The 23331-nt window shown below is 60.6% G+C and carries 25 protein-coding genes; 17 read left to right on the forward strand and 8 right to left on the reverse strand.

All coding sequences use genetic code 11. The annotated features are described in order from the left end of the window. The first annotated feature begins 1 nt into the window (after position 1). Genes sufB through QM694_RS03380 form a run of 9 tightly spaced genes read left to right on the forward strand, consistent with a single transcriptional unit; the run spans position 2 to position 7106 of the window. Complete coding sequence (sufB, locus tag QM694_RS03340; RefSeq protein ID WP_415005522.1) at positions 2-1519, forward strand: Fe-S cluster assembly protein SufB; 1518 nt, start codon at positions 2-4, stop codon at positions 1517-1519. Beyond that, positions 1516-2025: a hypothetical protein gene (locus QM694_RS03345; protein ID WP_415005523.1), complete on the forward strand. Its 510-nt coding sequence runs from the start codon at positions 1516-1518 to the stop codon at positions 2023-2025. The genes sufB and QM694_RS03345 overlap by 4 nt, the downstream gene beginning before the upstream one ends. Before the next feature lie 9 nt (positions 2026-2034). Continuing rightward, complete coding sequence (gene sufC / locus QM694_RS03350; RefSeq protein WP_415005524.1) at positions 2035-2790, forward strand: Fe-S cluster assembly ATPase SufC; 756 nt, start codon at positions 2035-2037, stop codon at positions 2788-2790. Between the two features lie 2 nt (positions 2791-2792). Continuing rightward, positions 2793-3941: a Fe-S cluster assembly protein SufD gene (gene sufD, locus QM694_RS03355; protein WP_415005525.1), complete on the forward strand. Its 1149-nt coding sequence runs from the start codon at positions 2793-2795 to the stop codon at positions 3939-3941. After that, on the forward strand, positions 3938-5158 hold the full coding sequence (locus QM694_RS03360) for a cysteine desulfurase (RefSeq protein WP_415005526.1): 1221 nt from the start codon (positions 3938-3940) through the stop codon (positions 5156-5158). Before sufD ends, QM694_RS03360 begins: the two co-directional genes overlap by 4 nt. A gap of 56 nt (positions 5159-5214) precedes the next feature. Then, positions 5215-5544, forward strand: coding sequence for an SUF system Fe-S cluster assembly protein (locus QM694_RS03365; protein WP_415005762.1), 330 nt, complete (start codon positions 5215-5217; stop codon positions 5542-5544). 29 nt (positions 5545-5573) lie between these two features. Next, a complete protein-coding gene (locus QM694_RS03370; RefSeq protein WP_415005527.1) occupies positions 5574-6209 on the forward strand; it encodes a hypothetical protein in 636 nt (211 codons plus the stop codon). A gap of 11 nt (positions 6210-6220) precedes the next feature. After that, positions 6221-6592 (forward strand): Fe-S cluster assembly scaffold SufA, encoded by a 372-nt coding sequence (sufA, locus tag QM694_RS03375; protein ID WP_415005528.1) that lies wholly within the window; start codon positions 6221-6223, stop codon positions 6590-6592. A 22-nt stretch (positions 6593-6614) separates the two neighbouring features. Then, on the forward strand, positions 6615-7106 hold the full coding sequence (locus QM694_RS03380) for a DnaJ domain-containing protein (protein WP_415005529.1): 492 nt from the start codon (positions 6615-6617) through the stop codon (positions 7104-7106). Here the strand turns inward: QM694_RS03380 and QM694_RS03385 are convergent. Continuing rightward, the gene (locus QM694_RS03385; RefSeq protein WP_415005530.1) at positions 7082-8512 is read right to left on the reverse strand and encodes an SPOR domain-containing protein; all 1431 of its coding nucleotides are present in this window, start codon (positions 8510-8512) and stop codon (positions 7082-7084) included. The two genes, QM694_RS03380 and QM694_RS03385, sit on opposite strands and share 25 nt — an antisense overlap. A 355-nt stretch (positions 8513-8867) precedes the next feature. Here QM694_RS03385 and QM694_RS03390 point away from each other — a divergent pair, with 355 nt between their 5' ends. Beyond that, a complete protein-coding gene (locus QM694_RS03390) occupies positions 8868-9215 on the forward strand; it encodes a phasin family protein (protein ID WP_415005531.1) in 348 nt (115 codons plus the stop codon). A gap of 55 nt (positions 9216-9270) precedes the next feature. Here QM694_RS03390 and xth read toward each other — a convergent pair whose 3' ends face one another. Together xth and erpA are read right to left on the reverse strand one after the other, a co-directional pair. After that, entirely contained in the window at positions 9271-10053 is a 783-nt protein-coding gene (gene xth / locus QM694_RS03395) for an exodeoxyribonuclease III (RefSeq protein ID WP_415005532.1), read from the reverse strand. Positions 10054-10092: 39 nt separating this feature from the next. Continuing rightward, on the reverse strand, positions 10093-10419 hold the full coding sequence (erpA, locus tag QM694_RS03400) for an iron-sulfur cluster insertion protein ErpA (protein ID WP_415005533.1): 327 nt from the start codon (positions 10417-10419) through the stop codon (positions 10093-10095). 53 nt (positions 10420-10472) lie between these two features. Here erpA and QM694_RS03405 point away from each other — a divergent pair, with 53 nt between their 5' ends. The 6 genes from QM694_RS03405 to scpB all read left to right on the forward strand — a co-directional run bounded on the left by QM694_RS03405 (position 10473) and on the right by scpB (position 18510). Continuing rightward, on the forward strand, positions 10473-11669 hold the full coding sequence (locus QM694_RS03405) for a deoxyguanosinetriphosphate triphosphohydrolase (RefSeq protein WP_415005534.1): 1197 nt from the start codon (positions 10473-10475) through the stop codon (positions 11667-11669). Positions 11670-11712: 43 nt separating this feature from the next. Next, positions 11713-13443 (forward strand): arginine--tRNA ligase, encoded by a 1731-nt coding sequence (argS, locus tag QM694_RS03410; protein ID WP_415005535.1) that lies wholly within the window; start codon positions 11713-11715, stop codon positions 13441-13443. Positions 13444-13459: 16 nt separating this feature from the next. Then, a complete protein-coding gene (locus QM694_RS03415) occupies positions 13460-15826 on the forward strand; it encodes an SPOR domain-containing protein (protein ID WP_415005536.1) in 2367 nt (788 codons plus the stop codon). An 8-nt stretch (positions 15827-15834) separates the two neighbouring features. Next, the gene (gene nagZ, locus QM694_RS03420) at positions 15835-16848 is read left to right on the forward strand and encodes a beta-N-acetylhexosaminidase (RefSeq protein ID WP_415005537.1); all 1014 of its coding nucleotides are present in this window, start codon (positions 15835-15837) and stop codon (positions 16846-16848) included. Between the two features lie 82 nt (positions 16849-16930). After that, a complete protein-coding gene (locus QM694_RS03425) occupies positions 16931-17725 on the forward strand; it encodes a segregation and condensation protein A (protein ID WP_415005538.1) in 795 nt (264 codons plus the stop codon). Positions 17726-17745: 20 nt separating this feature from the next. Further along, positions 17746-18510: an SMC-Scp complex subunit ScpB gene (gene scpB, locus QM694_RS03430; protein WP_415005539.1), complete on the forward strand. Its 765-nt coding sequence runs from the start codon at positions 17746-17748 to the stop codon at positions 18508-18510. Positions 18511-18763: 253 nt separating this feature from the next. Here the strand turns inward: scpB and rpmG are convergent, their stop codons facing one another. Continuing rightward, positions 18764-18931 carry a 50S ribosomal protein L33 gene (gene rpmG / locus QM694_RS03435; RefSeq protein ID WP_415005540.1) on the reverse strand — a complete coding sequence of 56 codons (168 nt, stop codon included), beginning with the start codon at positions 18929-18931 and terminating at the stop codon, positions 18764-18766. A 93-nt stretch (positions 18932-19024) separates the two neighbouring features. Here rpmG and QM694_RS03440 point away from each other — a divergent pair, with 93 nt between their 5' ends. Beyond that, positions 19025-19555, forward strand: a complete 531-nt coding sequence (locus QM694_RS03440; RefSeq protein ID WP_415005541.1) for a GNAT family N-acetyltransferase — start codon at positions 19025-19027, stop codon at positions 19553-19555. Between the two features lie 6 nt (positions 19556-19561). Here QM694_RS03440 and QM694_RS03445 read toward each other — a convergent pair whose 3' ends face one another. From QM694_RS03445 to QM694_RS03460, 4 genes are all read right to left on the reverse strand, one after another. Continuing rightward, a complete protein-coding gene (locus QM694_RS03445; protein ID WP_415005542.1) occupies positions 19562-20293 on the reverse strand; it encodes a hypothetical protein in 732 nt (243 codons plus the stop codon). Next, positions 20290-20976 carry an NUDIX hydrolase gene (locus QM694_RS03450; RefSeq protein WP_415005543.1) on the reverse strand — a complete coding sequence of 229 codons (687 nt, stop codon included), beginning with the start codon at positions 20974-20976 and terminating at the stop codon, positions 20290-20292. Before QM694_RS03450 ends, QM694_RS03445 begins: the two co-directional genes overlap by 4 nt. Next, positions 20973-21332 carry a DUF983 domain-containing protein gene (locus QM694_RS03455; protein WP_415005544.1) on the reverse strand — a complete coding sequence of 120 codons (360 nt, stop codon included), beginning with the start codon at positions 21330-21332 and terminating at the stop codon, positions 20973-20975. The genes QM694_RS03450 and QM694_RS03455 overlap by 4 nt, the downstream gene beginning before the upstream one ends. A 119-nt stretch (positions 21333-21451) precedes the next feature. After that, entirely contained in the window at positions 21452-23248 is a 1797-nt protein-coding gene (locus tag QM694_RS03460) for a calcium-binding protein (protein ID WP_415005545.1), read from the reverse strand. Positions 23249-23331: the final 83 nt, after the last annotated feature.

Raw genomic sequence — 23331 nt, forward strand, 5'->3', positions numbered from 1 at the left:
CATGCCTGACAGTGAAACAATCGATCTCGTCCGCGACATTGATGTCGACAAATACAAATATGGTTTCACCACCGAAATCGAAACCGAGAAGGCTCCCAAGGGCCTGAGCGAAGATATTGTCGCCTTCATCTCGAAGAAGAAGAACGAGCCCCAGTGGATGCTGGACTGGCGGCTTGAAGCCTATCGCCACTGGCTGCAGATGGAAGAGCCCACCTGGGCGCGCGTCCATTATCCGAAGATCGATTTTCAGGATCTCTACTACTACGCCGCGCCCAAAAGCATGTCGGCGCCCAAAAGCCTGGACGAGATCGATCCCAAGCTGCTCGAAACCTATGCCAAGCTCGGCATTCCGCTGAAGGAGCAGGAAATTCTCGCCGGCGTGCGCAAGCAGGGCGAGAAGAGTGATCTTGATACGGAAGGCGGCGGCGATGCCGGCACAGGCCGCGTGGCGATTGATGCGGTGTTCAATTCCGTCTCCGTCGTGACCACCTTCAAGGATGAGCTGAAGAAGGCAGGCGTGATTTTCTGCTCGATCTCCGAAGCCTTGCGTGAGCATCCGGAACTGGTGAAGAAATATCTGGGCTCGGTGGTGCCGCAGGGCGACAATTTCTACGCCGCGCTCAATGCTGCCGTGTTCTCCGATGGCTCCTTCGTTTATGTGCCGCCCAACACGCGCTGCCCGATGGAGCTTTCCACCTATTTCCGCATCAACGAGAAAAACACCGGCCAGTTCGAGCGCACGCTGATCATCGCCGACAAGGGTTCTTACGTTTCCTATCTCGAAGGCTGCACCGCGCCCTCGCGCGATGAGAACCAGCTTCATGCGGCGGTGGTGGAACTGATCGCGCTCGATGATGCCGAAATCAAATATTCGACAGTGCAGAACTGGTATCCCGGCGACAAGGACGGCAAGGGCGGCGTCTATAATTTCGTGACCAAGCGCGGCGATTGCCGGGGACCGCGCTCCAAGATTTCCTGGACGCAGGTCGAGACGGGTTCGGCCATCACCTGGAAATATCCGAGCTGCATTCTGCGTGGCGATGACTCGAGCGGCGAATTTTATTCCATCGCCATTTCCAACGGCCGCCAGCAGGTCGATTCCGGCACCAAGATGATTCATCTCGGCAAGAACACGTCGAGCCGCATCATTTCCAAGGGCATCGCCGCAGGGCGGAGCGACAACACCTATCGCGGCCTCGTTTCGGCGCACCGGAAGGCGCTGAACGCGCGGAATTTCACGCAATGCAACTCGCTGCTGATCGGCGACAAATGCGGCGCGCATACCGTGCCCTATATCGAAGCCAAGACCTCGACGGCACAGTTCGAGCATGAAGCCACAACGTCGAAAATTTCCGACGACCAGATGTTCTACTGCATGTCGCGCGGGCTTTCGGAAGAGGAGGCGGTGGCGCTGATCGTCAACGGCTTCGTGCGCGACGTGCTGCAGCACCTGCCGATGGAGTTCATGGCCGAGACGCAGAAGCTCATCGGCATCTCGCTGGAAGGGAGCGTGGGATGAGCAATATCCCTGTTCTTTGGGTGGAAGAGTTTGAGGAACTGCGGAAAGACGAAAGCTCGTTCTTTGGAAGTCATTTTCGGCGAGGAATAGACTGGTCCATGGACAGCTTGAAGCTGATCGACAGCTATCTCGAAGAACTTCACAATGGTTTTGCCCGAAGTGGCGGGATATTTGGGCGGCTGTTTCGGAAGCCGCCGCTTAATGGACCGCAAGTTGAAATGGTCGTCCACCTCACGGGTGCTTACGTTGGCGAAGTTATTCGCAAACACTGCATGGCGGGCTATAACTGGTATCCTTTTGAAGATTGGATCAGCAAGAATCCCTCGCATGTAGAATATCTTGGGACTACCGCTGAACTAGGCACCGTATTCGTTCTTGGCAACGCTGATGGCGACATGTGCCTGCCGTTTGCCAAGGTCGTGAAATTTCTCCACAACGGACGCGAAGACAGCGTTTATTTCTTCGCTCAGGCTATGGCAGCCGATAACCAGAAAATAAAACAATAGTGAAAAATCATGCTTGATATCAACAATCTCCATGTGAAGCTGGCAGACGAGAACCGCGAAATCCTCCGTGGGCTGACGTTGCATGTCAATCCGGGAGAAGTGCACGCCATCATGGGGCCGAACGGCTCGGGCAAGTCGACCCTGTCCTATATCCTGTCGGGCCGCGAAGGCTATGAGGTGACGGAAGGCTCCGTCACCTACAAGGGCGAAGATTTGTTGGCCATGGAACCGGACCAGCGCGCCGCGAAAGGCGTGTTTCTGGCCTTCCAGTATCCGATTGAGATTCCGGGCGTCGCTACCATGCAATTCCTGAAGGTGGCGCTGAACGCGCAGCGGAAAGCGCGCGGCGAGAAAGAGCTTTCGACGCCGGATTTCATGCGGCTGGTGAAAGACCGTGCTGCCAAGCTGAACGTGACGGCGGAAATGCTGAAGCGGCCGGTGAATGTGGGCTTTTCGGGCGGCGAAAAGAAGCGCGCCGAAATCCTGCAGATGGCCGTGCTGGAGCCATCGCTGTGCATTCTCGATGAAACCGATTCAGGCCTCGACATTGATGCGCTCCGCGTGGTGGCGGACGGCGTCAACGCGCTGCGCTCGCCCGACCGGGCGATGATCGTCATCACCCATTATCAACGCCTCCTCGATTATATCGTGCCAGACGTCGTGCATGTGCTGTCGAAGGGACGCATCGTCAAATCCGGCGACAAGCATCTGGCGCTCGAGCTTGAGGAAAAGGGCTACGGCGAATTCACGCAGGATGCGGCATGAACATGGCGCTGACCAGAACGCCCGCCGAGACGGCGCTCGGCATGGCCCTGCCGCACCGGCGCATGGAAGACTGGCGCTGGACCGATTTGCGCGCGCTGGTGGACCGGCCTTATCCGCCACATGTCGAAGTGAAGGCGAAGGCTGCGGATGTCGAGAGGCTGCTGAAATCTTCCCCGTTTTCGCGCGTTGCGGCCACCCGTATGGTGTTTGTGAATGGACTGTATGATGCAGCACGGTCACAACTGGGAAATGGCCGCGTTGTGACCGCAGTTCTGCGAGAGGACCCGATTCTCGAGCTAAATGCGCTTGCAGCGATGGATGGCGCGCGGCTGACGCTCTCGGGCGAAACGGATACGCCAGTTGAACTGCTTTTTATATCAACGGATGCCGAGGCGCGCACCACCGCCATCCGCAATGTGATCGAAGTAGCGCCGGGCAGTACGACCACGTTGATCGAAACGCATTTGGGCGAAGGCAGCTATCTCGCAAACCCGATAACCGAACTGCGGATCGGCGCGGGTGCCCGTGTTGACCGTGTGAAGGTGGAACTGGAGTCCAAAGACGCGCTTCATCTTGCCCACTTTCAGGTCACGCTGGAAAAAGATGCGCGGTTCAACGATTTCACGCTCACGTCGGGCGCGCGGGTAAACCGGCAGAACGGGAACTGCCTTTTCATCGGTCAGAATGCGCAAGCCCATATGGGCGGCGCCTATCTCCTGTCCGGCCGACAGCATGCCGATACGCGGCTTGTCGTGGATCACGCCGTTCCGCATTGCACCAGCCGCGAACTCTTCAAATGTGTGATGGACGATTATGCGCGCGGCATTTTTCAGGGCAAGGTGGTGGTCCGGAAGGACGCCCAAAAAACCGACGGCAAGCAATCGAGCCATGCTCTTCTTCTGAGCGAGACGGCCGAGTTCGACGCCAAGCCGGAACTGGAAATCTTCGCCGATGACGTGGTGTGCGGCCATGGCGCGACGAGCGGCGACCTGAATCATGATCATCTTTTCTACCTGAAATCGCGCGGCATCCCGGAAGGCGCGGCACGGAAGCTGCTGGTCGCCGCCTTCGTGTCGGAAGCCTTCGACACCGTGCAGCATGACGGCTTGCGCGAAGCCCTGGTCGCCCTGGTGGAGGCACGGTTCGGATGAGTTTTGACGTTGCCCGCATTCGCGCCGATTTTCCCATCCTCTCGCGCGAGGTTTATGGAAAACCGCTCGTCTATCTTGACAATGCCGCCTCGGCGCAGAAGCCGAAGCAGGTGCTCGACGCGATGATGAAGGCCTACACGGAAGAGTACGCGAACGTGCATCGCGGGCTGCATTTCCTGTCAAACGCGGCGACGCAGGCCTTCGAGGACGCGCGCGAAAGCGTGAGGCGCTTTCTCAACGCGCCGTCCAAGGACCAGATCATTTTCACGCGCAACGCCACCGAGGCGATCAACCTCGTGGCGCAGAGCTTCGGCGGGCTGGTGATCGGGGAGGGCGATGAGATCGTTCTCTCCATTCTCGAACACCATTCCAATATCGTGCCGTGGCATTTCCACCGCGAGCGCAAGGGCGCGGTCATCAAGTGGGCGCCGGTGGATGATGACGGAAATTTCCTGATCGAAGAATTCGAAAAGCTGCTGGGGCCGCGCACCAAAATCGTCGCCATCACCCAGATGTCGAATGCGCTGGGAACCGTCGTGCCGGTGAAGGAAGTCATCCGGATCGCGCATGCCAGGGGTATTCCGGTGCTGGTGGATGGCAGCCAGGCAGCGGTTCATCTGCCCGTCGACGTGCAGGACCTTGATGCCGATTTCTATGCCTTCACCGGCCACAAGACCTATGGGCCGACGGGCATCGGCGTTCTCTATGGCAAGGCGGAATTGCTGAAGAAGATGCCGCCCTATCAGGGTGGCGGCGAAATGATCAACGAGGTGACGACAGAAGGCATCACCTACAATGATCCGCCGCACCGCTTCGAGGCGGGAACGCCGGCCATCGTGCAGGCCATTGGCTTGGGCGCTGCGCTCGATTACATGCGCGGCATCGGGATCGAGAAGATCAGCGCTCATGAGGCGTCTCTCCGCGACTATGCCACGGAACGTCTCTCCGCCATCAATTCCCTGCGCATCTTCGGCCGCGCCAGGGAGAAGGGCGCCATCCTCTCCTTCAACATGAACGGCGCGCATGCCCATGATGTGGCGACGGTGATCGACCGGGCCGGCGTGGCGGTGCGCGCGGGAACCCATTGCACGCAGCCGCTTCTGCAGCGCTTCGGCGTCACTTCCACATGCCGGGCGTCCTTCGCCATGTACAACACCCGCGAAGAGGTGGATGCGCTGGCCGATGCGCTTCTTTCAGCACAAAGGATTTTCCTGTGAGCGAAACTGTCACGGAAGCCCCGGCGCCCGCGCCGAACAACGACAATGCGCCCGACATGTCGGCCATTCCGCAGGAAGAACTGGCGCGGATGACCGATGACATCGTGGCGGCGCTCAAGACCGTCTATGATCCGGAAATCCCGGTCGATATTTATGAGCTGGGCCTCATCTACAAGGTGGACATTGACGACGAGCGCAACGTGTCGATCGAGATGACTCTCACCGCGCCGGGCTGCCCGGTTGCGGGCGACATGCCCGGCTGGGTGGAAAATGCCGTTTCCACGGTCGCGGGCGTCAAGGCGGTGAACGTCAATATCGTGTTCGATCCGCCGTGGGATCACAGCCGCATGAGCGAGGAAGCGCGCGTGGCGCTGAACATGTGGTGAGACTCCCTGCGGCGATTTTGGGAGTTCTGATGGTGGCTGCTACGTCCGGGCACGCGGCTGAATGCGGAGAACCGGATTTTGGAGACTCTGGCAGTTACGTCACCGCGATCATCAAGGCGGTGGGCAAGACGAAGTTCACGGATGATGCCGGAAAGGCCATGTCCGCATATTTGCTGAGGGGCGACGAGGTGGTGGTCATGTCGCATGATGGCTCGAAAAGCTGCGTCGCCTATGAAAACCGGAAGTTCGACGTGACGACGGGCTGGATCTCCTCAGCGTCCCTTGGCGCGGCGATGTCGGCTGTTTCTGCGCCAAAGGGCTGGCAAGGGGCCTTTACCGCCGACAATTACGGCACCCAGATCAGGCTGAAGCCCCTCAAGAACGGGCAGGTTTCAGCGGACGGAGAAGCCTATTGGGCCAACAGTCCCGAGGCGGCTCAAAACGGCGGCCTGCATGACGGGGCCATGTCGGGCGAAGGAATTGTCAAGGACGGTGCGCTACATATCAATTCCTCGTCGGATGGCGCGCCCTGCAAGGTGGACATGCGGCGGCTGGGGCGCACCTACCTGATAGCCGAGGACAATATTGTGGAGCAGGATGGCGGCCCGGCGTGTGGGGGTGCAAATGTGTCCTTCACCGGCCTATATGTGCTAGGAACGAAATAGAGGTTGAACCGATGGCCACCGTCCGCCCGCTTCCCAAGGCAATGACCCTCACCGACGCCGCCGCGGCGCGCGTGCGGGAGATCATGGCCAAATCGGAGAAGCCCGTGCTGGGCCTGCGGATCGGCATCAAGAAGGGCGGCTGTGCTGGCATGGAATATACCATGGACTGGGCCAGCAAGGCTGAGCCCTTCGACGAGCGGATCGACGACAAGGGCGCCACGGTATTCATCAATTCCAAGGCCGTGCTGTTCCTGCTCGGCACCGAGATGGACTATCAGACGTCAACGCTGAAATCGGGTTTTGTCTTCAACAACCCCAACCAGACCTCGGCTTGCGGCTGCGGGGAAAGCGTGCAGCTTCAGGCGGCGCAACCCGCCATTTAGCCTTGAAGGCTGGGATATCTCCATGAATTTGCTCATCGCGCTGGTCATCGTCGTTGGTGGCTGGATGGTCTTGCGCAAGCTTGGCAATTCAAAACCGCCGCAGGTGCGGGCGCTGATACGTCAGGTTTCCGGATGGGCCTTGGTGGCCGCGGGCGCGGTTCTGTCGATGCGAGGGGCTCTGAATATCGGCGCTCCGCTGGCCATGCTCGGACTGGGGCTGGTAGGGGAGAACTCGTTGTTCGCGAAGAACATTCCCGGCGCGCGCCGCCCGCAGGCTCCGCCGCCTGGGCAGAAGCAGCAAACGCCACCGCCGCGAGGCCGCATCACCATGTCGGCCAAGGAGGCTTATTCGGTGCTGGGGCTCAAGGAAGGGTCAGGCGCGGATGACGTACGGAGTGCCCACCGGCGGCTGATGAAGGATTTCCATCCCGACAAGGGCGGCACGGACTATCTTGCAGCCAAGATCAATGAAGCCAAGGACGTGTTGCTTCAGGAACTGGGCGCCACCACGTAGCAGGCCATGTTCTTGCGCGCGAGTTCCTCGCATGTGCTGCGGGCTTCTTTTTCGGTGAACCCTGAGAAGCGTGCGCGGTAGCTTGTTTCAGTCCCCTTCTGAACCGTGACCGTGAAAGCCGGCTTGTCGCGCAGTTCCGAAGGGCCATTGGCGCGCAGGCGCGTCAGGCGGTCGGCGGCCTCTTTCTTTGTTTGATAGGAGCCGATCTGCACGTGCCAGCCGCTATCGGTGGCAAGTGAAGCTATGGTCTGCGGCTTGGCGGGCGCGCCGTCCTGCGGCTGCAAGGCGGCCAGCGATGCGTCCACATCGGCCTGTGAGGCTTCCGGCTTGACGGCAAACGGCAGCTTGGCAGGAAGCGCGGGCGCGCCAACATCAGCCTCGATCACTTTGGGGGCTGCGGGAGCTGAAGACTTGGCAGGTTTTGCAACAGCCACCTTTGCCTTGCTGGGCTTGACGGTTTTTGGGGCGGGCGCTGCGGCCGTCGCATCATCATCCCCGCTGTCGCCCTCGTCCATTGAAGAGGCATCGTCGGAGGCTTGGGCAAGGGCTGCGCTGTCATCGGGAGACGGCTGGGTTCCGGCATCATCGGGCGCAGTAGAGGCCTCCGCCACGGCGATGGCGCCTTTCGTAGAACCAGCCATTGCGGCAATCGTTTTGCCGCTCACACACGCCGGGAACGCCGTTTCGAGCATGCGCTTCATGTAGGCATCGCGCGCGCCGCCGCTGATGCCGCCCATGACGGTGCCGACAATGCGGCGCTGCCCGCGCTTGGCGGAACTTACGAGGTTAAAGCCGGACGCAGCAACATAGCCCGTCTTGATTCCGTCGGCGCCGTCAAACTTGCCGAGCAGGCGGTTATGTGTGCGCACGGTGCGGCCCGCATAGGTGAAGCTCATGGTCTTGAAGTAAGGATAATACTGCGGGAAATCGCGTTGCAGCCTGAGGCCGAGAGTGGCCATGTCGCGCGCCGTGGTCCACTGGTTCGGATTGGGCAGGCCCGAGGCATTGTAGAAGGTCGTGCGGCTCATGCCGATGGAGCGGGCCGTCTTGGTCATGCGGGCGGCGAAAGCGGCTTCGGTTCCGCCCAGCGTTTCCGCGACGCCTGCGGCAACGTCATTGGCGGAGATGACAACCAGCGCCCGTATGGCCTGGTCCACAGTGATGGATGTGCCGGGCCGGGCACCCAGCTTGGAGGGCGACATCGATGCCGCGCGGGCCGAAATCCGGATGGGCGAATTGAGCTTGACCTTGCCCGACTTCAAATCCTGAAACAGCACATAGAGGGTCATCATCTTGGTGAGAGAGGCGGGATGGCGGAATCCATCGGGATCGACGGCGGAAATAACCTTGCCGGTGCGCGCATCGACCGAAATGGATGAAAAGGGAGCGCGGGCTTCCGCCGGCAAAACAGATGCAAATGAGAACAGGGCGACAATAGCGAATATACGGGCAAACAGCCGCCAGGATACCGAGTCCGCTTTTCGCGCTGCACCAACCAAAATCATGCTTGTACCACCACGCCCGAGCAACTCGCCCGGCATTCTAAACATGGAATAAAGGCCGCCACAGCCATTTTTGACCAGGACGCCCGATTTATCCAACCCCGCTGCAGTTTTGCATGAGGGTTCGTTACCGGATCGTAAATGTCTGCAATTCCTGTAGCAAATAGAACTCATGTTGCAATGCAAAAAATGATTGACATTTTTGCTGCGCTGCATATATTTCGGGCATTAGCGAATTCCCGCTGTGGAGGAAAACCCAATGATCAAGTCGTTTGAAGATTTCCAGTCGTTCGGCAAAACCGGCTTCGAGGCCTACGTTGCGTCCGCAAATGCCTTCACCAAGGGCGTGCAGGCCATTGCGCAGGAAACCGCCGATTTTTCGCGCAAGTCCTTTGAAAAGGGCACCGCCGTTGTCGAACAGGTAAGCGCCGCCAAGTCTTTCGAGAAGGCGTTCGAGGTTCAGCAGGGCTATGCCAAGGAAGCCTATGAAGCACTGGTCGGCCAGATGACCAAGATCGGCGAAATGTATGCCACCACCGCCAAGGAGGCTTACAAGCCCTTCGAATCGAGCTTTGCCGCGTTCGGCATCAAGCCAGTTTCCAAGTAAATCTGTCCGGGTTGAGTTGAGGCCCGCTGTGCCAAGCACGGCGGGCCTTTTTTGTTCAGGCGAGGGTGATGACCACGGGCACGTGGTCGGATGGCTTTTCCCAGCCCCGCACATGCTTGTCGATCCGCACGGCTTTCAGGTGATCGGCCGCCTGCGGTGAAAGAAGAAGATGATCAATGCGGATGCCGTTGTTCTTCTGCCAGGCTCCGGCCTGATAATCCCAGAAGGTGTAAAGGCCGGGCTGATCGCCGGCCATGGCGCGCACGGCTTCCGTGAAACCCAGTGTTTGCAGTTCGCGGAATTTGGCGCGTGATTCCGGCTGGAACAGCGCATCGTTTACCCAGGCCTCTGGGTGCCTGGCATCGATGGGCTTCGGGATGACGTTGTAGTCGCCCGCCATCACCAGCGGTTCTTCGAGCTTCAGAAGCCTCTTTGCATGCGCATGTAGCCGGTCCATCCAGCCGAGCTTGTACGGGAATTTTTCGGTGCCGAGCGGATTGCCATTGGGGAGATAGATGGACGCCACCCGCACTATCCGCTTGCCGAAAGGAAACAGGGCTTCGATGTAGCGCGATTGCGTATCGGATACATCGCCCGGCAGCCCGCGCCGCACGTCCTCCGGCGGCGATTTTGAGAGAAGCGCCACGCCATTATAGGTCTTCTGGCCGTGGATGGTACAGGTATAACCCAGTTCTTCAAAGGCAGTAGCGGGAAAGGCGTCCGTCTCGCATTTGAGTTCCTGCAGGCACAGCACGTCGGGTTTGGCCTCGCGCACCCATGCAAGGGCTGTCTCAAGCCGCGCCTTGATCGAGTTGATATTCCATGTGGCGATGATCATCCGCTCAGCTTGGAACGGCGCGGCTGTCGGTTCAAGGGCTCAGATCGAGAAGCTGGTGCCGCAGCCGCAGGAGGAAGTGGCGTTGGGATTGCTGATCTTGAAGGATTGGCCGATCAGATCATCCACGAAATCGATTTCGGCACCGGCCATGTAAATCTGCGACACCGAATCGACCAGCGCCACGGCGCCATCTCGCTCGATCACCAGATCATCAGCATCCGGAGCCTCGGCCAGTTCGAAATCATACTGGAAGCCCGAACAGCCGCCGCCATTCACGGCGATGCGCAGCGCGGTCTTGCCCACCTCGGCGGCAGTGATTTCGCGGATGCGCGCAGCAGCGCGGTCTGTAAGGGTTATGGTGGCCATGGCAATCCTGTGTATGTTGGAGCGAACAGCGGTCTTGTCAATGGATACTCTTTATGCAGCGGCTTGAGGCCCCCTATACGTCGAGGCCGGAAGAGAGCAGGGGCCGCTTTGTGGCGGAGCCCGAAAGCCCGCCGCGCAGCCCCTTCGCGCGGGACAGGGACCGCATCATCCATTCCTCCGCCTTCCGGCGGCTGAAACACAAGACGCAGGTTTTCGTCTATCACGATGGCGATCACTACCGGACCCGGCTGACCCATACGATCGAGGTGGCGCAAATTGCCCGCTCCATCGCCCGCGCGCTGGGGCTGGACGAAGATCTGGCCGAGGCGCTGGCGCTGGCGCATGACCTGGGCCACACGCCCTTCGGCCATGCCGGGGAGCGAGAGCTGGACCAACTGATGAAGCCTCATGGCGGCTTTGACCACAACGCCCAGTCCCTTCGCATCGTCACTAGGCTCGAAAGAAGATATGCGGCATTCGATGGATTGAACCTCACTTGGGAAACGCTGGAAGGGCTGGTCAAGCACAATGGGCCCTTGGTCGACGGCGAAGGCAATCCGGTGGGCCGCTACCGCGAACATGGGCTTCCCGAAGCCATCATCGAATATGCCGAAGCCCATGATCTGGCCCTCTCGACCTTTGCTTCGGCTGAGGCGCAGGTGGCGGCGATTTCCGACGACATTGCCTATAATGCCCATGACATCGATGACGGCTTGCGGGCCGGATTGTTCAGCCTGATCGACCTGGGCGATGTTCCACTGGCGGGGGAAATGCTGGCGGAGGTTTTGAAGGCTTATCCCGATATCGGCATGCAGCGCACGGTTCATGAAACCGTCCGGCGGGTTCTCTCGGCGCAAGTCGCCGATGTCCTAGCGGAAACCAAAAGGCGGGCCACCAAGCATCACCCGCATTCCGCACAGGATGTGCGCCTGCTGGGACGGCCGCTGGTGAGCTTCAGCACCCAGTTGCAGGAGAAAAACCGCGTGCTGCAACAATTTCTCGCGCAGCGCATGTATCACCACGACCGGGTGTCCGAAATCATGGCGCGGGCCCGCCGCGTGGTGCGCGATCTCTTTGAGGCTTATCTCGGTGATCCCGCTCTCTTGCCGCAGACATGGCGCGAAGACAGCTTTACCGACGATACCAGCCGCTTTGCCCGCCAGGTCTGCGATTTCATTGCCGGCATGACGGATCGCTATGCACTGGACCAGCACAAGCGGCTGTTTGACCTTGACCCGCTTTTCCGTTAGTCCCGCCATCAACTGAACAGAATTCAATGGCTTAGACACCGACATGAACCTTTTTTCTCATTTCTTGGAGGCCATCCGGACGGACGTGGCTGCACTTGCGGCAGAGGCTGGAATTGCCACTCCTGACCTGTCGAAAATCACCGCAGAACCGCCGCGTGACGCGGCGCATGGGGATATTTCGACCAATGCCGCCATGGTGCTGGCCAAGAGTTTCGGCAAGCCGCCGCGCGCGCTGGCCGAATCCCTGTCGGAAAAGCTCAAATCCCATCCCGATATTGCGGAGGTGGAGATCGCGGGGCCGGGTTTCATCAATCTCCGTGTGAAGGATGCCATCTGGCCGCGCGTGCTTGAGTCTGCCCTGGCGCTGGGAAATGCCTATGGCCGTTCGGCCATGGGCGGCGGCCTAAAGGCGAATGTGGAATATGTGTCCGCCAACCCGACCGGCCCGCTGCATGTCGGCCATTGCCGGGGCGCGGTGTTCGGCGATGCACTGGCCCAGCTTCTCGTGGAAACCGGCTATGATGTAACGCGCGAATACTACATCAACGACGCGGGCACGCAGGTTGATACCGTGGCGCGCTCTGCTTTCCTCCGTTACCGCGAGGCACTTGGGGAAGACATCGGTGAAATTCCGGCCGGTCTTTATCCGGGAACTTATTTAGTACCTGTGGGGCAAGCGCTGGCGAAGGAATATGGGCAGAAGCTTCTCGCCATGGCGGAACCGGAGTGGATGCCGCTTGTCCGTGCACGGACGATGCAGATGATGATGGACATGATCCGTGATGATCTTGCGGCGCTCAACATCCGGCAGGAGGTGTTTTTCTCAGAGAAATCGCTGCATGACAGCGGCGAGGTGAAGGAGACGGTGCAGCAGCTCCGCGATGCCGGGCACATTTATGAAGGCCGCCTGCCGCCACCCAAGGGCGAATTGCCGGAAGATTGGGAAGACCGTGAGCAGACGCTGTTCCGCGCCACAGCGTTCGGCGATGACATCGATAGGCCGCTGCTCAAATCAGACGGTTCTTATACTTACTTTGCATCCGATGTCGCCTACAGCCGCAACAAGATCCGGCGCGGATACAGGGAGCTGATCTATGTGCTGGGCGCCGACCACGGCGGCTATGTGAAGCGTCTTGAAGCGGTGGCGGCGGCACTTGCCGGTGATCAACAGGTGCAGGTGATTGTCAGGCTCTGCCAGCTCGTGAAGCTCTACCGGGCGGGCGAACCGGTGCGCATGTCGAAGCGGGCCGGCGAATTCGTCACCTTGCGCGATGTGGTGGATGAGGTGGGCGCGGACGTCGTGCGCTTCATGATGCTCTACCGCAAGAACGAAGCGCCGCTCGATTTCGATTTTGCCAAGGTGACCGAGCAGTCCAAGGACAACCCCGTCTTCTACGTGCAATATGCCCATGCGCGCACGTGTTCCGTGTTAAGGAATGCGGCGGAGGACGGAATCGCAGAGGGTGCGGCAGACTTCCGTATACTGACGGATGAGGCCGAAAAATCGCTGATCCGCCGCATTGCCGAGTATCCGCGCCAGGTGGAAGCCGCTGCCGCTGCTCACGAACCCCATCGAATCGCCTTCTATCTCTTTGAACTGGCAGGAGAATTCCATTCTTTATGGAACAAGGGCAAAGAATCGCCGCAATTGCGGTTCATCATCAAGGAGGATGTGAACACGACAATAACGCGGCTCGCCTTCCTGCGCGTTATTCGCTATGTTTTAGCAAATGGCCTTCGGATCCTCGGCGTGAGGCCCGCCGACGAGATGTGAGAGCGAAAACCGGCAGATGGACCAGAACTCCACCAACGGCACGGGAAGCGACAAGCGTAACTGGCGGGACCGCCTGGGAATTGGCACGAGGGACATGCCGAAGATTTCTGACGAATTCAAACAGGATACTCCTGCGGCGAAACCTGCGCCGCGCGCGCCGCAGCCTGTAACCAAGCCAGCGCCCATGGCACCGCGCGTGCCGTCATCCAAATCGCCGGCACAGCCAACCGTGTCCCGCAGTTCACGGGCCGAAGCGCCAGAGCAGCGCCGGGTCGAACCGACGATCAGCGATCCATTGGCCGAACGGCTGAAGGCGCAACGCGCGGCCGCCGAACGCCTGGCGGAACAGCGCGTGTCCGCTGCACGTGAACGCGCCGAGTCGCGCATCGCTGCAACCACGCCCAAACAGGAGCCGCCACCAGCAAGGGCGGACGTGAAGCCTGCTGCCGTGCCGCCTGCTGCGGCAAAAACGAACGGTGATGCGTCAGGGCGTCCAAAATTCACATTTGCCGATGATGCTGGAACACTGCGGCGCGAGCCGCCCGCACCCAATGGCGGATCGCGTGCCACGCCATCCTCGCCGCTGCTGCCGCCACGCCCGGCGCTGGCCGGGGAACGTCAGCCTTCGCTGCTGCGGCCCTCCACCTATCGCAGCGATCCGCCGCAACCGGCTTATCGCCCGATCGATCCTGCTACGGGATATACCACGCCCCGCCAGCCCTCACTGGGGACGCCGCGGGGCTACGCTCAGGACGCGGCAGCCTATGAAGCCGGCCGCAGCCTTACGCGCAAGGCTTCAGGTTATGATGCCTATCGCGGCCTTGAAGGCGAGGAGCCGCCGCGCGGCGATCCCCGCCTTGGCCGTTCCGTAACGGCGCGGTCCCGGTTGCCAGAACCGGAAGGCGATGACGTGTTCGAGGACGAGGCACCGCAACCGCCGCGCCGCCGCGCCAGCGCCACGGAATATCATTCTGCCTACCGCGAGGCTGAGGAAGAGTTTGATGATCGCCGCCGCTCCAGTGGTCCGTGGCTGATCCTGCTGGCTTTGCTTCTATGTGCGGCCGCCGTGGCGGGCGGTTTCTACTATTATAACACGCACATGAAGCAGCAGACGGCCACCACCGGGACAACGGGCACCGGCGATGGCGTTCCCGTGATCGCGGCGCCGGAAACCCCGGCCAAGACCGAAGCGCAGCAACCCGCCGCAACCGGCGGCGACACGGCGGCGGTCAACAAGAAGCAAATTTACGATCGTATCGTTGGCGACCAGGAAGTCACGGCGGGCAGCAAGGTGGTTCCCACCGAAGTGACGCCGATCCAGCCCGATACCACCACGACGACCGATCAGTCGGCCCAGCCGGACACCACGAATTCCACTGGCCAAAGCGGCACCGATGATACGGCCCCGCTGCCCTTGCCGCCCGCACCTGGCACCGGCGATGGCAAGCAGGGCGCCATCGACCAGACGAACGGCAACGTGGTGGCGACCGCCGCCACGCCGCCGACCGCAATTCCCGAGCCGATCAAGGTGCCCGGCGATACCGGCGGCACGGCGGCGCCATCGGGCTCCGAAAATACCGCGGCTTTGCTGCCCGATACGGGAACTACAGATGGAGGATCGGCTGACACGTCGCAGGCACAGCCATCTACCGCCAAAGCGCCTGCCGCCGCCAAGCCAGACACCACAGCCGCGAGCACGGATGACAGTGCTACCGCAGGCACCGAAGCCATTTCAGATTCCGCTCCTGCCGCCACGGCGCCCAAGAAGGCGACGGCGGAGAAGCATGCCGCCTCAACTTCGACAACCAAGAAGAAGATCGCCGCCGCCGCCAAGACAGGCGAGCCTGTCGTGCTGGTGCCGCAGGCAACGGACACGGCGGCATCCACAGTTTCTCCCTCTCAGACAGGCGGAACGGATGTGGCCGCTGCTCCCGCCCTGACTGAAACCGCCGCCCCCGTTGATGCGCAGCCGAAGAAAAAGAAGACCCTTCTCGATCTGTTCAATGGCAGCAACTCATCGTCATCACAGGAGAAGACGGTCGCGGTAGAGCCCGTTCCGGATGCGCCTGCCGCAACCGCCAAGACACAGCAGGTTGCTACCATCCAGGACACGCAGACGACGGCAAGCACAACGGGTGCTGGCTATATCGTGAAGCTCTCGTCTTTCCGCAGCATGTCCGAGGCGCAATCTGAATATAACAGACTGCGCAGCAAGTATTCGACCGTGAGCGGGCTGTCTTCGAACATTTCGCAATCCTCGCTGGCGGGCAGCACTCGCTACCGCCTGGCGCTGGGGCCGGTACAAAGCCGTGACGCGGCAGCGCAGGTTTGCAACCAGCTGATTGCCGGCGGCGAGCGTGACTGCATCGTCAGTCATCAATAAGTTCTGACATGGCCGGGATCGGCGCTTTTATATCCGGCTGCGCAGGGCTGTCGCTGACGCCGGAAGAAATCTCTTTCTTCAGCGCGCGCAATCCATGGGGCCTTATCCTCTTCAAGCGGAATTGCGAGTCGCCTGAGCAGCTTCGCGCCTTGACGTCTTCTTTCCGTGCCGCGGTAAGCCGCAAGAATGCCCCGGTGCTGATCGATCAGGAGGGCGGCCGTGTGCAGCGCATGGGGCCGCCGGTGTGGCGAAAATATCCTGCCGCGCGCGCCTTTGGCGATCTCTACGCGCGTGATCCGCTGGCCGCCCTGCGGAGCGTCCGCAATGCGGGCCGCCTGATGGCGGAGGAATTGTTCGAGGCGGGCATCACCGTTGATTGCGTGCCGGTGCTGGACGTGCCGGGCGAGGGGATGACGGAGGCGATCGGCAGCCGCGCATATGGCCCCACGATCGAGATCATCATGGCGCTGGCCCGCGCCCATGCGGCGGGCTTTTTGCAGGGTGGCGTCCTGCCTGTCATCAAACATATTCCGGGCCATGGCCGTGCCACCGTGGACAGCCATTTCTCGCTTCCAATTGTGAGCGCTTCTGCGAAGGAATTGCGGGCCACGGACTTTGCGGCCTTCGCGGGTTTTGCCGATGCACCCATGGGCATGACGGCGCATCTCGTTTACACCGCGCTCGACAGAGATAACCCTGCAACACTTTCTGCCAAGATCATCAAAAGGATTATCCGCGGCGAGATTGGCTTCAATGGCCTGCTGATGACCGATGATCTTTCGATGAAAGCGCTGGGCGGCAGCTTCACGGAGAAGGTCGAGCTGGCGCTGACAGCGGGCTGCGATATGATGCTCCACTGCAGCGGCGTGATGGATGAAATGGAAGAGGTGGCAAAAGCAGCCGGTCCACTCAAAGGCAAGGCCTTGCGGCGGGCCAAGGCGGCACTCAAGGCGGCGCAGAAGCCGCAGCCCTTTGACCGCAAGGCGGCGCTGAAAGACCTGGCGTCTCTCGTCAGCGCCTGAAACTGGGGATAACCTTGGGCATTGCGTCGAATCAGGGGCGCGCAATTGGTAGACCTGACGCATGACGGAACATGACACAGAGATGGCAGGATGGCCGGACGGCGAAGCGCCACCGCGTGCGCCCGCGCCAATGGCAGAAGACGGGGCGCTGATCGTTGATGTCGGCGGTTTTGAAGGCCCGCTTGACCTGCTGCTGGAATTGGCCCGCCATCACAAGATCGACCTCGCAAAAATTTCCATATTGGCGCTGGCCGAGCAATACCTTGTCTTCATTGAGAAGGCCCGACGCCTGCAACTCGAACTGGCAGCGGACTATCTGGTGATGGCGGCGTGGCTTGCCTACCTCAAGTCGCGCCTGTTGATTCCCGTGCCGGCGGGCAGTGAGGAATCAGAGCCTGAAGACATGGCGGCGATGCTGGCCTTCCGCCTGCAGCGCCTTCAGGCCATGCGTGATGCCTCGGCCAAGCTGATGGCGCGCAATCTCTTGGGGCGCGATGTTCATCCGCGCGGCGCGCCGGAGCCCCTGGTGTTCGACACGAAGCGCGAATATGCCGACAACCTGATTGACCTTCTCAAGGCCTATGCCGAACGTCGGCAGCGCAAGATGCGGCACCAAACCTATACGGTGCGGAAGCTTCCGACCTGGTCGATCGTGGAGGCGCGCGGCGCCTTGCAGCGCCTTGTGGGCGTGATGAATGACTGGGGCCCGATGGACGATTGGCTGGCAGAATACCTTGCAGATCCGGTGATGAAACGCTCGGTGCGCGCCTCGAGCTTTACCGCCAGCCTTGAGCTTGCCCGCGAGGGCGTTCTCGAAATCCGTCAGGAAGAGGCGTTCCGGACGATATACATGCGCCGTAAGGCCGCCGCCGCGTGAGCGGAGTGAAGGAGTAGACGATGCAGAGTGCGATCCCGATGGTTGACGAAACGGACGGCTTGCCGGAACAGGAGTCTCCACGCGAAGACTCTGCCGTGGTGACGCTGCATCCGCGCGCCGACCGCAACCAGCATCTGCGCATTGTCGAAGCCGTATTGTTTGCTGCGGCTGAACCTGTGCCGGTTGAAAAGATCATCAGCTTCCTGCCGGAAGGCGCGGATGTGCAGGTGCTGCTGGCCGACCTCAAGGCGAATTATGCCAATCGCGGCGTGAACCTGGTGGAGACGGCCGGCAAATGGGCGCTGCGCACGGCGGAGGATCTGGGCTTCATTCTCCGGCGCGAGCAGGTGGAGCAGAAGCGCCTCTCCAAGGCGGCGCTCGAGACGCTGGCCATCGTTGCCTATCACCAGCCGGTGACGCGCGCCGACATAGAGGATATCCGCGGTGTGGCCATTTCCAAGGGCACGCTGGATGCCCTGATGGAAATCGGCTGGGTGAAAATGCGCGGCCGCCGCCGCACGCCAGGGCGGCCTGTGACTTACGGCACCACGGAAGCCTTCCTGGTGCATTTCGGGCTCAACGAGGTGACGGACCTGCCGGGCCTTCAGGAGCTGAAGGGCGCGGGGCTTCTTGAAGCCAGCCTGCCGCCCGGATTCGACATCCCCATTCCGCGCGGGGCGGACGAATTGACGGCGGAGGAAGACCCGCTGGACGGCACGGAAACCGAATTGCCGCTGGAGATGCATCTACCGGAGCAGCCGGCCGAAGAGCCGCCGTCCACCTGAGCATCAACCAAAAATTTACTATAATTCCGCAAGATCATCTTTAACCGCTGATTAATCCTAGCGTTCTGGGCGCGCGGCTGGTAAATTTTATCTTGAAACGAACACCTCCCGCGCTTCTCCATTTGCGCCGGGCGGGAACTCCAGCGGAGCAGCCGGGACAGCACCCCGGCCTGCTCCGCAAGCACTTCTGGCACCCCTCAAACGCAAAAAGCACCGCCGGAGCGGTGCCTTTGAATTCGATATACGGCGAAGGCTACTTGATTTTCGTTTCCTTGAACTCGACGTGCTTGCGCGCCACCGGGTCATATTTTTTCAGCGACATCTTCTCGGTCTTGGTGCGCGAGTTCTTCTTTGTGACATAGAAATATCCGGTGTCGGCAGTCGACGCCAATTTGATCTTGATAACGTTGCCCTTGGCCATGATGCTCTCTCAATACGGGATTTGAGGGCGATAGACCCGAATTGGGGCCGAAAGTCAAGCAGACCGGGCGAAAATGGGGGACATTCGGGCGTGATGATTTTGCAGACGGAACGGCTGGTGCTCAGCCCCTGCACCCCGGCGGACAAGGCCGATTTCATGGCCCTTGAGCGCGATCCGGAGGTGATGCTGTTCCTGAACGGCGGCCATCCGGTGGACAGCGAACAGGGGGATCCAAACTCCCTGTTTCTGATGCCCCGTGGAGCCGAGGACCATCTCTGGACAGCGCGGCGGAAAGACAATGGAGCCTTTGTGGGGTGGTTCTATTTCGGGCCGGAGCAGGAGGAGCGGGAAGCGGAACTCGGCTACCGCCTGCGGCGGGCGGAATGGGGACAGGGATTTGCCTCCGAGGCGGCGCTGGAATTGGTCAACTGGGGTTTTCGCAGCAGGCGCTACGACCGGGCCGTCGCCTGCACGATGGCCGCAAACGCAGGCTCCCGCCGCGTGCTGGAAAAGATTGGCTTTCGCCATGTTCGGACGGATTTCGTGGATTGGGCCGATTACATCCCCGGCGGCGACGAGGGCGAAGTCTGGTATGAGCTGCTGCGGACGGAGTGGGCCGGTTAGGAAGCGCTATCGATCCTCTGCTTGCAGTCCATCAAGCTTTGACAGCGCTAATTGAAAATTCCATTCGTCCGCTTCAGAAGCTCTTGAAGACCCTTCCTCCAGCAAGGCGCGCGTTGCTGGATTATTCAACCAGTCAAGAATCCGATGTTGAATGGCTTCCGAAAAATCTCCGATACCCTCGCGGTCGCCCGGAGAAGGGCAATACCAATTGACGGTGGCCGCAAACTGCAGAAGGGACGGCATCGGATCGCCGCGCCTCCACACGGCAAGGTAAGGCTCCGGATTTTCTTCAAGAAGCATGAGACCCGTAAGCCATTCATGCGCTTCCGGAACCTCATGCGGATCACGATGCGCAGCGGACATAAAGGCGGAGCTAAAAACATCAAGGATGGCAGCCCGTTTCTCTGCAGGCCATAAATCCCAATTGGCATAGATCAGTTTATGAACGATCAGCCATGGCTGAAATCCATTTTCACCTGCTTCTTGCGTTGCGATATCCAGAATGCGGGGAAGAAAATATCGAAAATCACGGCTGTCGCCGATTGTGGTCATGGCCGAAGCAAAGTAGTAGCCAAGATCATCACCTGTCAGTTTTTTCAAGCTCATCGGCATGAGAATTTTGTCTATCAAGGCCCGATTTTTGACAGGCGAAGCGTCCATTGTGACAGGACGCCGAACATCCGAGAACGCAGAATAAACGGCATTGATCGCATCTTGAAGAGATGGTGTAGCCTTCAAATCTCATCCTCCACCCAGCGGTTGCGGCGCCAGTATTGGAAGCTGACGGGCGAGGCGGGTGGGGGCAGGGTGCCTGAGGCGAGGAAGGGTGACAAGCGCTCCAGCGCGGTCTGGGTGATCGACGGCAGTTCCAGCGCGCGGATTTCACTGAGCGTGAACCAGCGGAGCGTGAGCAATTCGTCGGAACCCGTATTGTGCGGCCGGTCGAGATTGCTCACAAGCGCCGCGTCGGCCACGAAGAAACGAGAATCGAACCGCCGGGTGCGGCCGGGCGGGGTGATGGCGCGCATGAAAAGGACGAGGCCCGAAAGATCGGGCGCATCCTCCAGGCTGCGGCAGCCATAGAGCAAGCCTGCCTCCTCGAAGGTTTCACGCACCGCCGCAAAGGCTATGCCCCTTGCGCGAGATGGCGATGCTTTGCCGCGCATGCGCGTGGTGAGTTTCACCAGGGTTGCCGGATCGAGGTCCCGCACGGGCCTCACGCGGCTATCTGACGGATCAAGCCTGCCGCCGGGAAAAACATATTTGTTGGGCATGAAGGCATGGCCGGCGCCACGCTGGCCCATGAGAATGCGCGGGGCCGCGCCATCCCGGCGCACCAGCACCAGCGTGGCGGAATCCTTCGGCGTCAGAACCTTCGCGTGCTGCCGCGATTGCGCCAGTTCGGGGTCGCTGTAGCTCATTCCCCGTCCCGGGGTGGGGCGGATGTGTCGAAGCCGTGCATGCGCAGCGCCCATTGCAGGCCGACGATTGCCCCCTTGACCGAAGGCATGAGTCCGAACGTCAATCCGAGCGTCGCCAGCGTCCACAGCACGAAGTGGATGGCGAGTGCCGGATGCCAGAGCCTTTCGACGATCAGCATGGCGGGCACGACGATATGGCCGACGATCATCATGGTGAAATAGGGCGGCGCGTCATCGGCGCGCTGGTGGTGCAGGTCCTCGCCGCAGCAGGAGCAGGCGGGCGCCACCTTGAGATAGGCCGTGAACAGCGGGCCCTTGCCGCAGTTGGGGCAGCGCAGCAGGAAACCGCGGGCCATGGCCTGCTTCCAGGAGCGTGGTTCCGTGTGGGTGAGAGTGAGCGTCATGGGGCCAGAGCATGGCGCAAGCGGGAGGCCCCGGTCAAAGGTTCCTCCCGCCGCGCGACGGACTGCCGCAATCAGAGGATGAAATCGGCAGCCGTCAGCGTCTGCTGGCCAGTAAGAAGGATCTGGAAGTCCGCCACGCCATCGCCGTTCACATCGCCGGACAGGATGGTGTTGGCGCCGCTCGCCTCGGTGTGAAGCTGGCCAGCGATGTGGCTGAAGGCCAGATCGCCGATGAAGCTGAAGGCGTTGTCGCCGGATGCGTTGGCATTGGCGTCTATGCCGCTCAGGTCAATCCTGTCCTGGCCGGACACGAAATCGGTGATCGTATCGCGGGTAGTGGCAGTCGTCCCGGAGTCGGTGAGTGCCGAGAAGACGAAGGTATCGTTGCCGGTGCTGCCGGTCAGGATGTCGCGTCCCTCACCGCCGTTCAGGATGTCGTTGCCTGCGCCGCCATTCAGCCTGTCGGCGCCTGTTTCGCCGAACAGCGTGTCAACACCGGCTCGGCCTGCGAGCACATCCTGGTTCATGCCGCCATGGATGATGTTGTTGCCAGCATCGCCGCTGATCGTATCATCAAAGGCGGTACCGTTCACGTTCTCGAAATTGAAGACCTGCGTGCCGTCCACGCCGAGGCCCGAAGCGGTATGCGCCGCGAGATCGACGGTGACGCCCGGGCCTTCCGGTCCGACGCCGCCAAAGCCCGGCGAGAAGTCCAGCGTATCGATGCCCGCGCCGCCGTCGAGATAATTGGCGCCTTCGCCGCCGTTGATGAAATCGATGCCGTCGCCACCCTGGATATTGTCGTTGCCGGCGCCGCCATAAAGCGCGTCATCCCCGCCATTGCCATTGATGACGTCATTGCCGCCATTGCCCCAGATGATGTTGCCGACGCCGTTGCCGATGAGCACGTCACCGCTGTCGATGTTAGAGCCCTGGATGTTTTCGATCTCGTAGTAATGGTCGCCAAAGGCATCGCCAAGCGTGCCGACCCCGGCCGAAAGGTTCACGCCGACCGAGTTGGTGGCGTTGTAGAAGCTCACGGTGTCAACGCCGGTGCCGCCGACGATGGTATCAGCGCCCGCGCCGCCATCGATCGTGTCATTGCCGTCACCGCCGGAGAGAAAATCAGCTCCGCCCGCGCCGGTGATCGAATCGTCGCCGGAGAGGCCGACGATGCGGTTTGCGCCATCATCGCCGGTAAGCCGGTCAGCGTAATAGGAGCCGGTGATGTTCTCGATGCTGTTGAGATAGTCGGTATCGACGGGCGCGTTATAGACATTCACCTGCGCGCTGCCCGTGGCCAGATTTACGTTCATGCCCTGATAGGCATAGGTGTAGTCGGCGGTGTCGATGCCGTTGCCGCCATAGAGCGTGTCGTTGTCGAAGCCGCCGCTCAGCGTATCGTTGCCTTCGCCGCCCACCAGCACGTCATTGCCGAAGCCGCCGATCAGATTGTCATTGCCGCCCCAACCGCTGATGTAATCATTGCCGGCGACGCCGTCGATGACATTCACGCCTTCATCGCCCTGCAGCAGGTCGGCGTAGAAGGAACCGGTGATGTTCTGGAAATTGATGAAGGTGTCGTTGTCGGCAGGACCAGCGCCATAAGTGGAGGAAGTGCCGAAGGCTAGATTGGCATTAACGCCGTGATTGGTGTTGAAGAAGCTCAGCGTATTGTTGCCGGTGCCGCCATCCAGATAATCGTTGCCGCCGCCGCCTTCCATGCGGTCGTTGCCGTCATAACCCTTCATATAATTGCTTTCGCTGCCGCCGCGCAGATAGTCGTCGCCGGAAGTGCCGTAGATCGCGCCCGGCGGATCTTCGAGTTCGGCGTAGAAGATATCGTCGAGAAAATCCCAAAATGACATGGCTGCCTCCCGTGAATGTGTTGAACGTGAGGCGAATATGCGGCGGGACGTTTGAACCCGGCTTGAAGCCGCTGTTCATTTTC

It is taken from the genome of Aestuariivirga sp., assembly GCF_047602625.1.
Classification (GTDB): domain Bacteria; phylum Pseudomonadota; class Alphaproteobacteria; order Rhizobiales; family Aestuariivirgaceae; genus Aestuariivirga.

Bases quoted from the DNA above. Each gene is read 5' to 3' on its own strand.
- sufB (WP_415005522.1), top strand. From the start codon at position 2: ATGCCTGACAGTGAAACAATCGATCTCGTCCGCGACATTGATGTCGAC.
- QM694_RS03345 (WP_415005523.1), top strand. From the start codon at position 1,516: ATGAGCAATATCCCTGTTCTTTGGGTGGAAGAGTTTGAGGAACTGCGG.
- sufC (WP_415005524.1), top strand. From the start codon at position 2,035: ATGCTTGATATCAACAATCTCCATGTGAAGCTGGCAGACGAGAACCGC.
- sufD (WP_415005525.1), top strand. From the start codon at position 2,793: ATGGCGCTGACCAGAACGCCCGCCGAGACGGCGCTCGGCATGGCCCTG.
- QM694_RS03360 (WP_415005526.1), top strand. From the start codon at position 3,938: ATGAGTTTTGACGTTGCCCGCATTCGCGCCGATTTTCCCATCCTCTCG.
- QM694_RS03365 (WP_415005762.1), top strand. From the start codon at position 5,215: ATGTCGGCCATTCCGCAGGAAGAACTGGCGCGGATGACCGATGACATC.
- QM694_RS03370 (WP_415005527.1), top strand. From the start codon at position 5,574: ATGGTGGCTGCTACGTCCGGGCACGCGGCTGAATGCGGAGAACCGGAT.
- sufA (WP_415005528.1), top strand. From the start codon at position 6,221: ATGGCCACCGTCCGCCCGCTTCCCAAGGCAATGACCCTCACCGACGCC.
- QM694_RS03380 (WP_415005529.1), top strand. From the start codon at position 6,615: ATGAATTTGCTCATCGCGCTGGTCATCGTCGTTGGTGGCTGGATGGTC.
- QM694_RS03390 (WP_415005531.1), top strand. From the start codon at position 8,868: ATGATCAAGTCGTTTGAAGATTTCCAGTCGTTCGGCAAAACCGGCTTC.
- xth (WP_415005532.1), bottom strand. From the start codon at position 10,053: ATGATCATCGCCACATGGAATATCAACTCGATCAAGGCGCGGCTTGAG.
- erpA (WP_415005533.1), bottom strand. From the start codon at position 10,419: ATGGCCACCATAACCCTTACAGACCGCGCTGCTGCGCGCATCCGCGAA.
- QM694_RS03405 (WP_415005534.1), top strand. From the start codon at position 10,473: ATGCAGCGGCTTGAGGCCCCCTATACGTCGAGGCCGGAAGAGAGCAGG.
- argS (WP_415005535.1), top strand. From the start codon at position 11,713: ATGAACCTTTTTTCTCATTTCTTGGAGGCCATCCGGACGGACGTGGCT.
- QM694_RS03415 (WP_415005536.1), top strand. From the start codon at position 13,460: ATGGACCAGAACTCCACCAACGGCACGGGAAGCGACAAGCGTAACTGG.
- nagZ (WP_415005537.1), top strand. From the start codon at position 15,835: ATGGCCGGGATCGGCGCTTTTATATCCGGCTGCGCAGGGCTGTCGCTG.
- QM694_RS03425 (WP_415005538.1), top strand. From the start codon at position 16,931: ATGGCAGGATGGCCGGACGGCGAAGCGCCACCGCGTGCGCCCGCGCCA.
- scpB (WP_415005539.1), top strand. From the start codon at position 17,746: ATGCAGAGTGCGATCCCGATGGTTGACGAAACGGACGGCTTGCCGGAA.
- rpmG (WP_415005540.1), bottom strand. From the start codon at position 18,931: ATGGCCAAGGGCAACGTTATCAAGATCAAATTGGCGTCGACTGCCGAC.
- QM694_RS03440 (WP_415005541.1), top strand. From the start codon at position 19,025: ATGATTTTGCAGACGGAACGGCTGGTGCTCAGCCCCTGCACCCCGGCG.
- QM694_RS03450 (WP_415005543.1), bottom strand. From the start codon at position 20,976: ATGAGCTACAGCGACCCCGAACTGGCGCAATCGCGGCAGCACGCGAAG.
- QM694_RS03455 (WP_415005544.1), bottom strand. From the start codon at position 21,332: ATGGCCCGCGGTTTCCTGCTGCGCTGCCCCAACTGCGGCAAGGGCCCG.
- QM694_RS03460 (WP_415005545.1), bottom strand. From the start codon at position 23,248: ATGTCATTTTGGGATTTTCTCGACGATATCTTCTACGCCGAACTCGAA.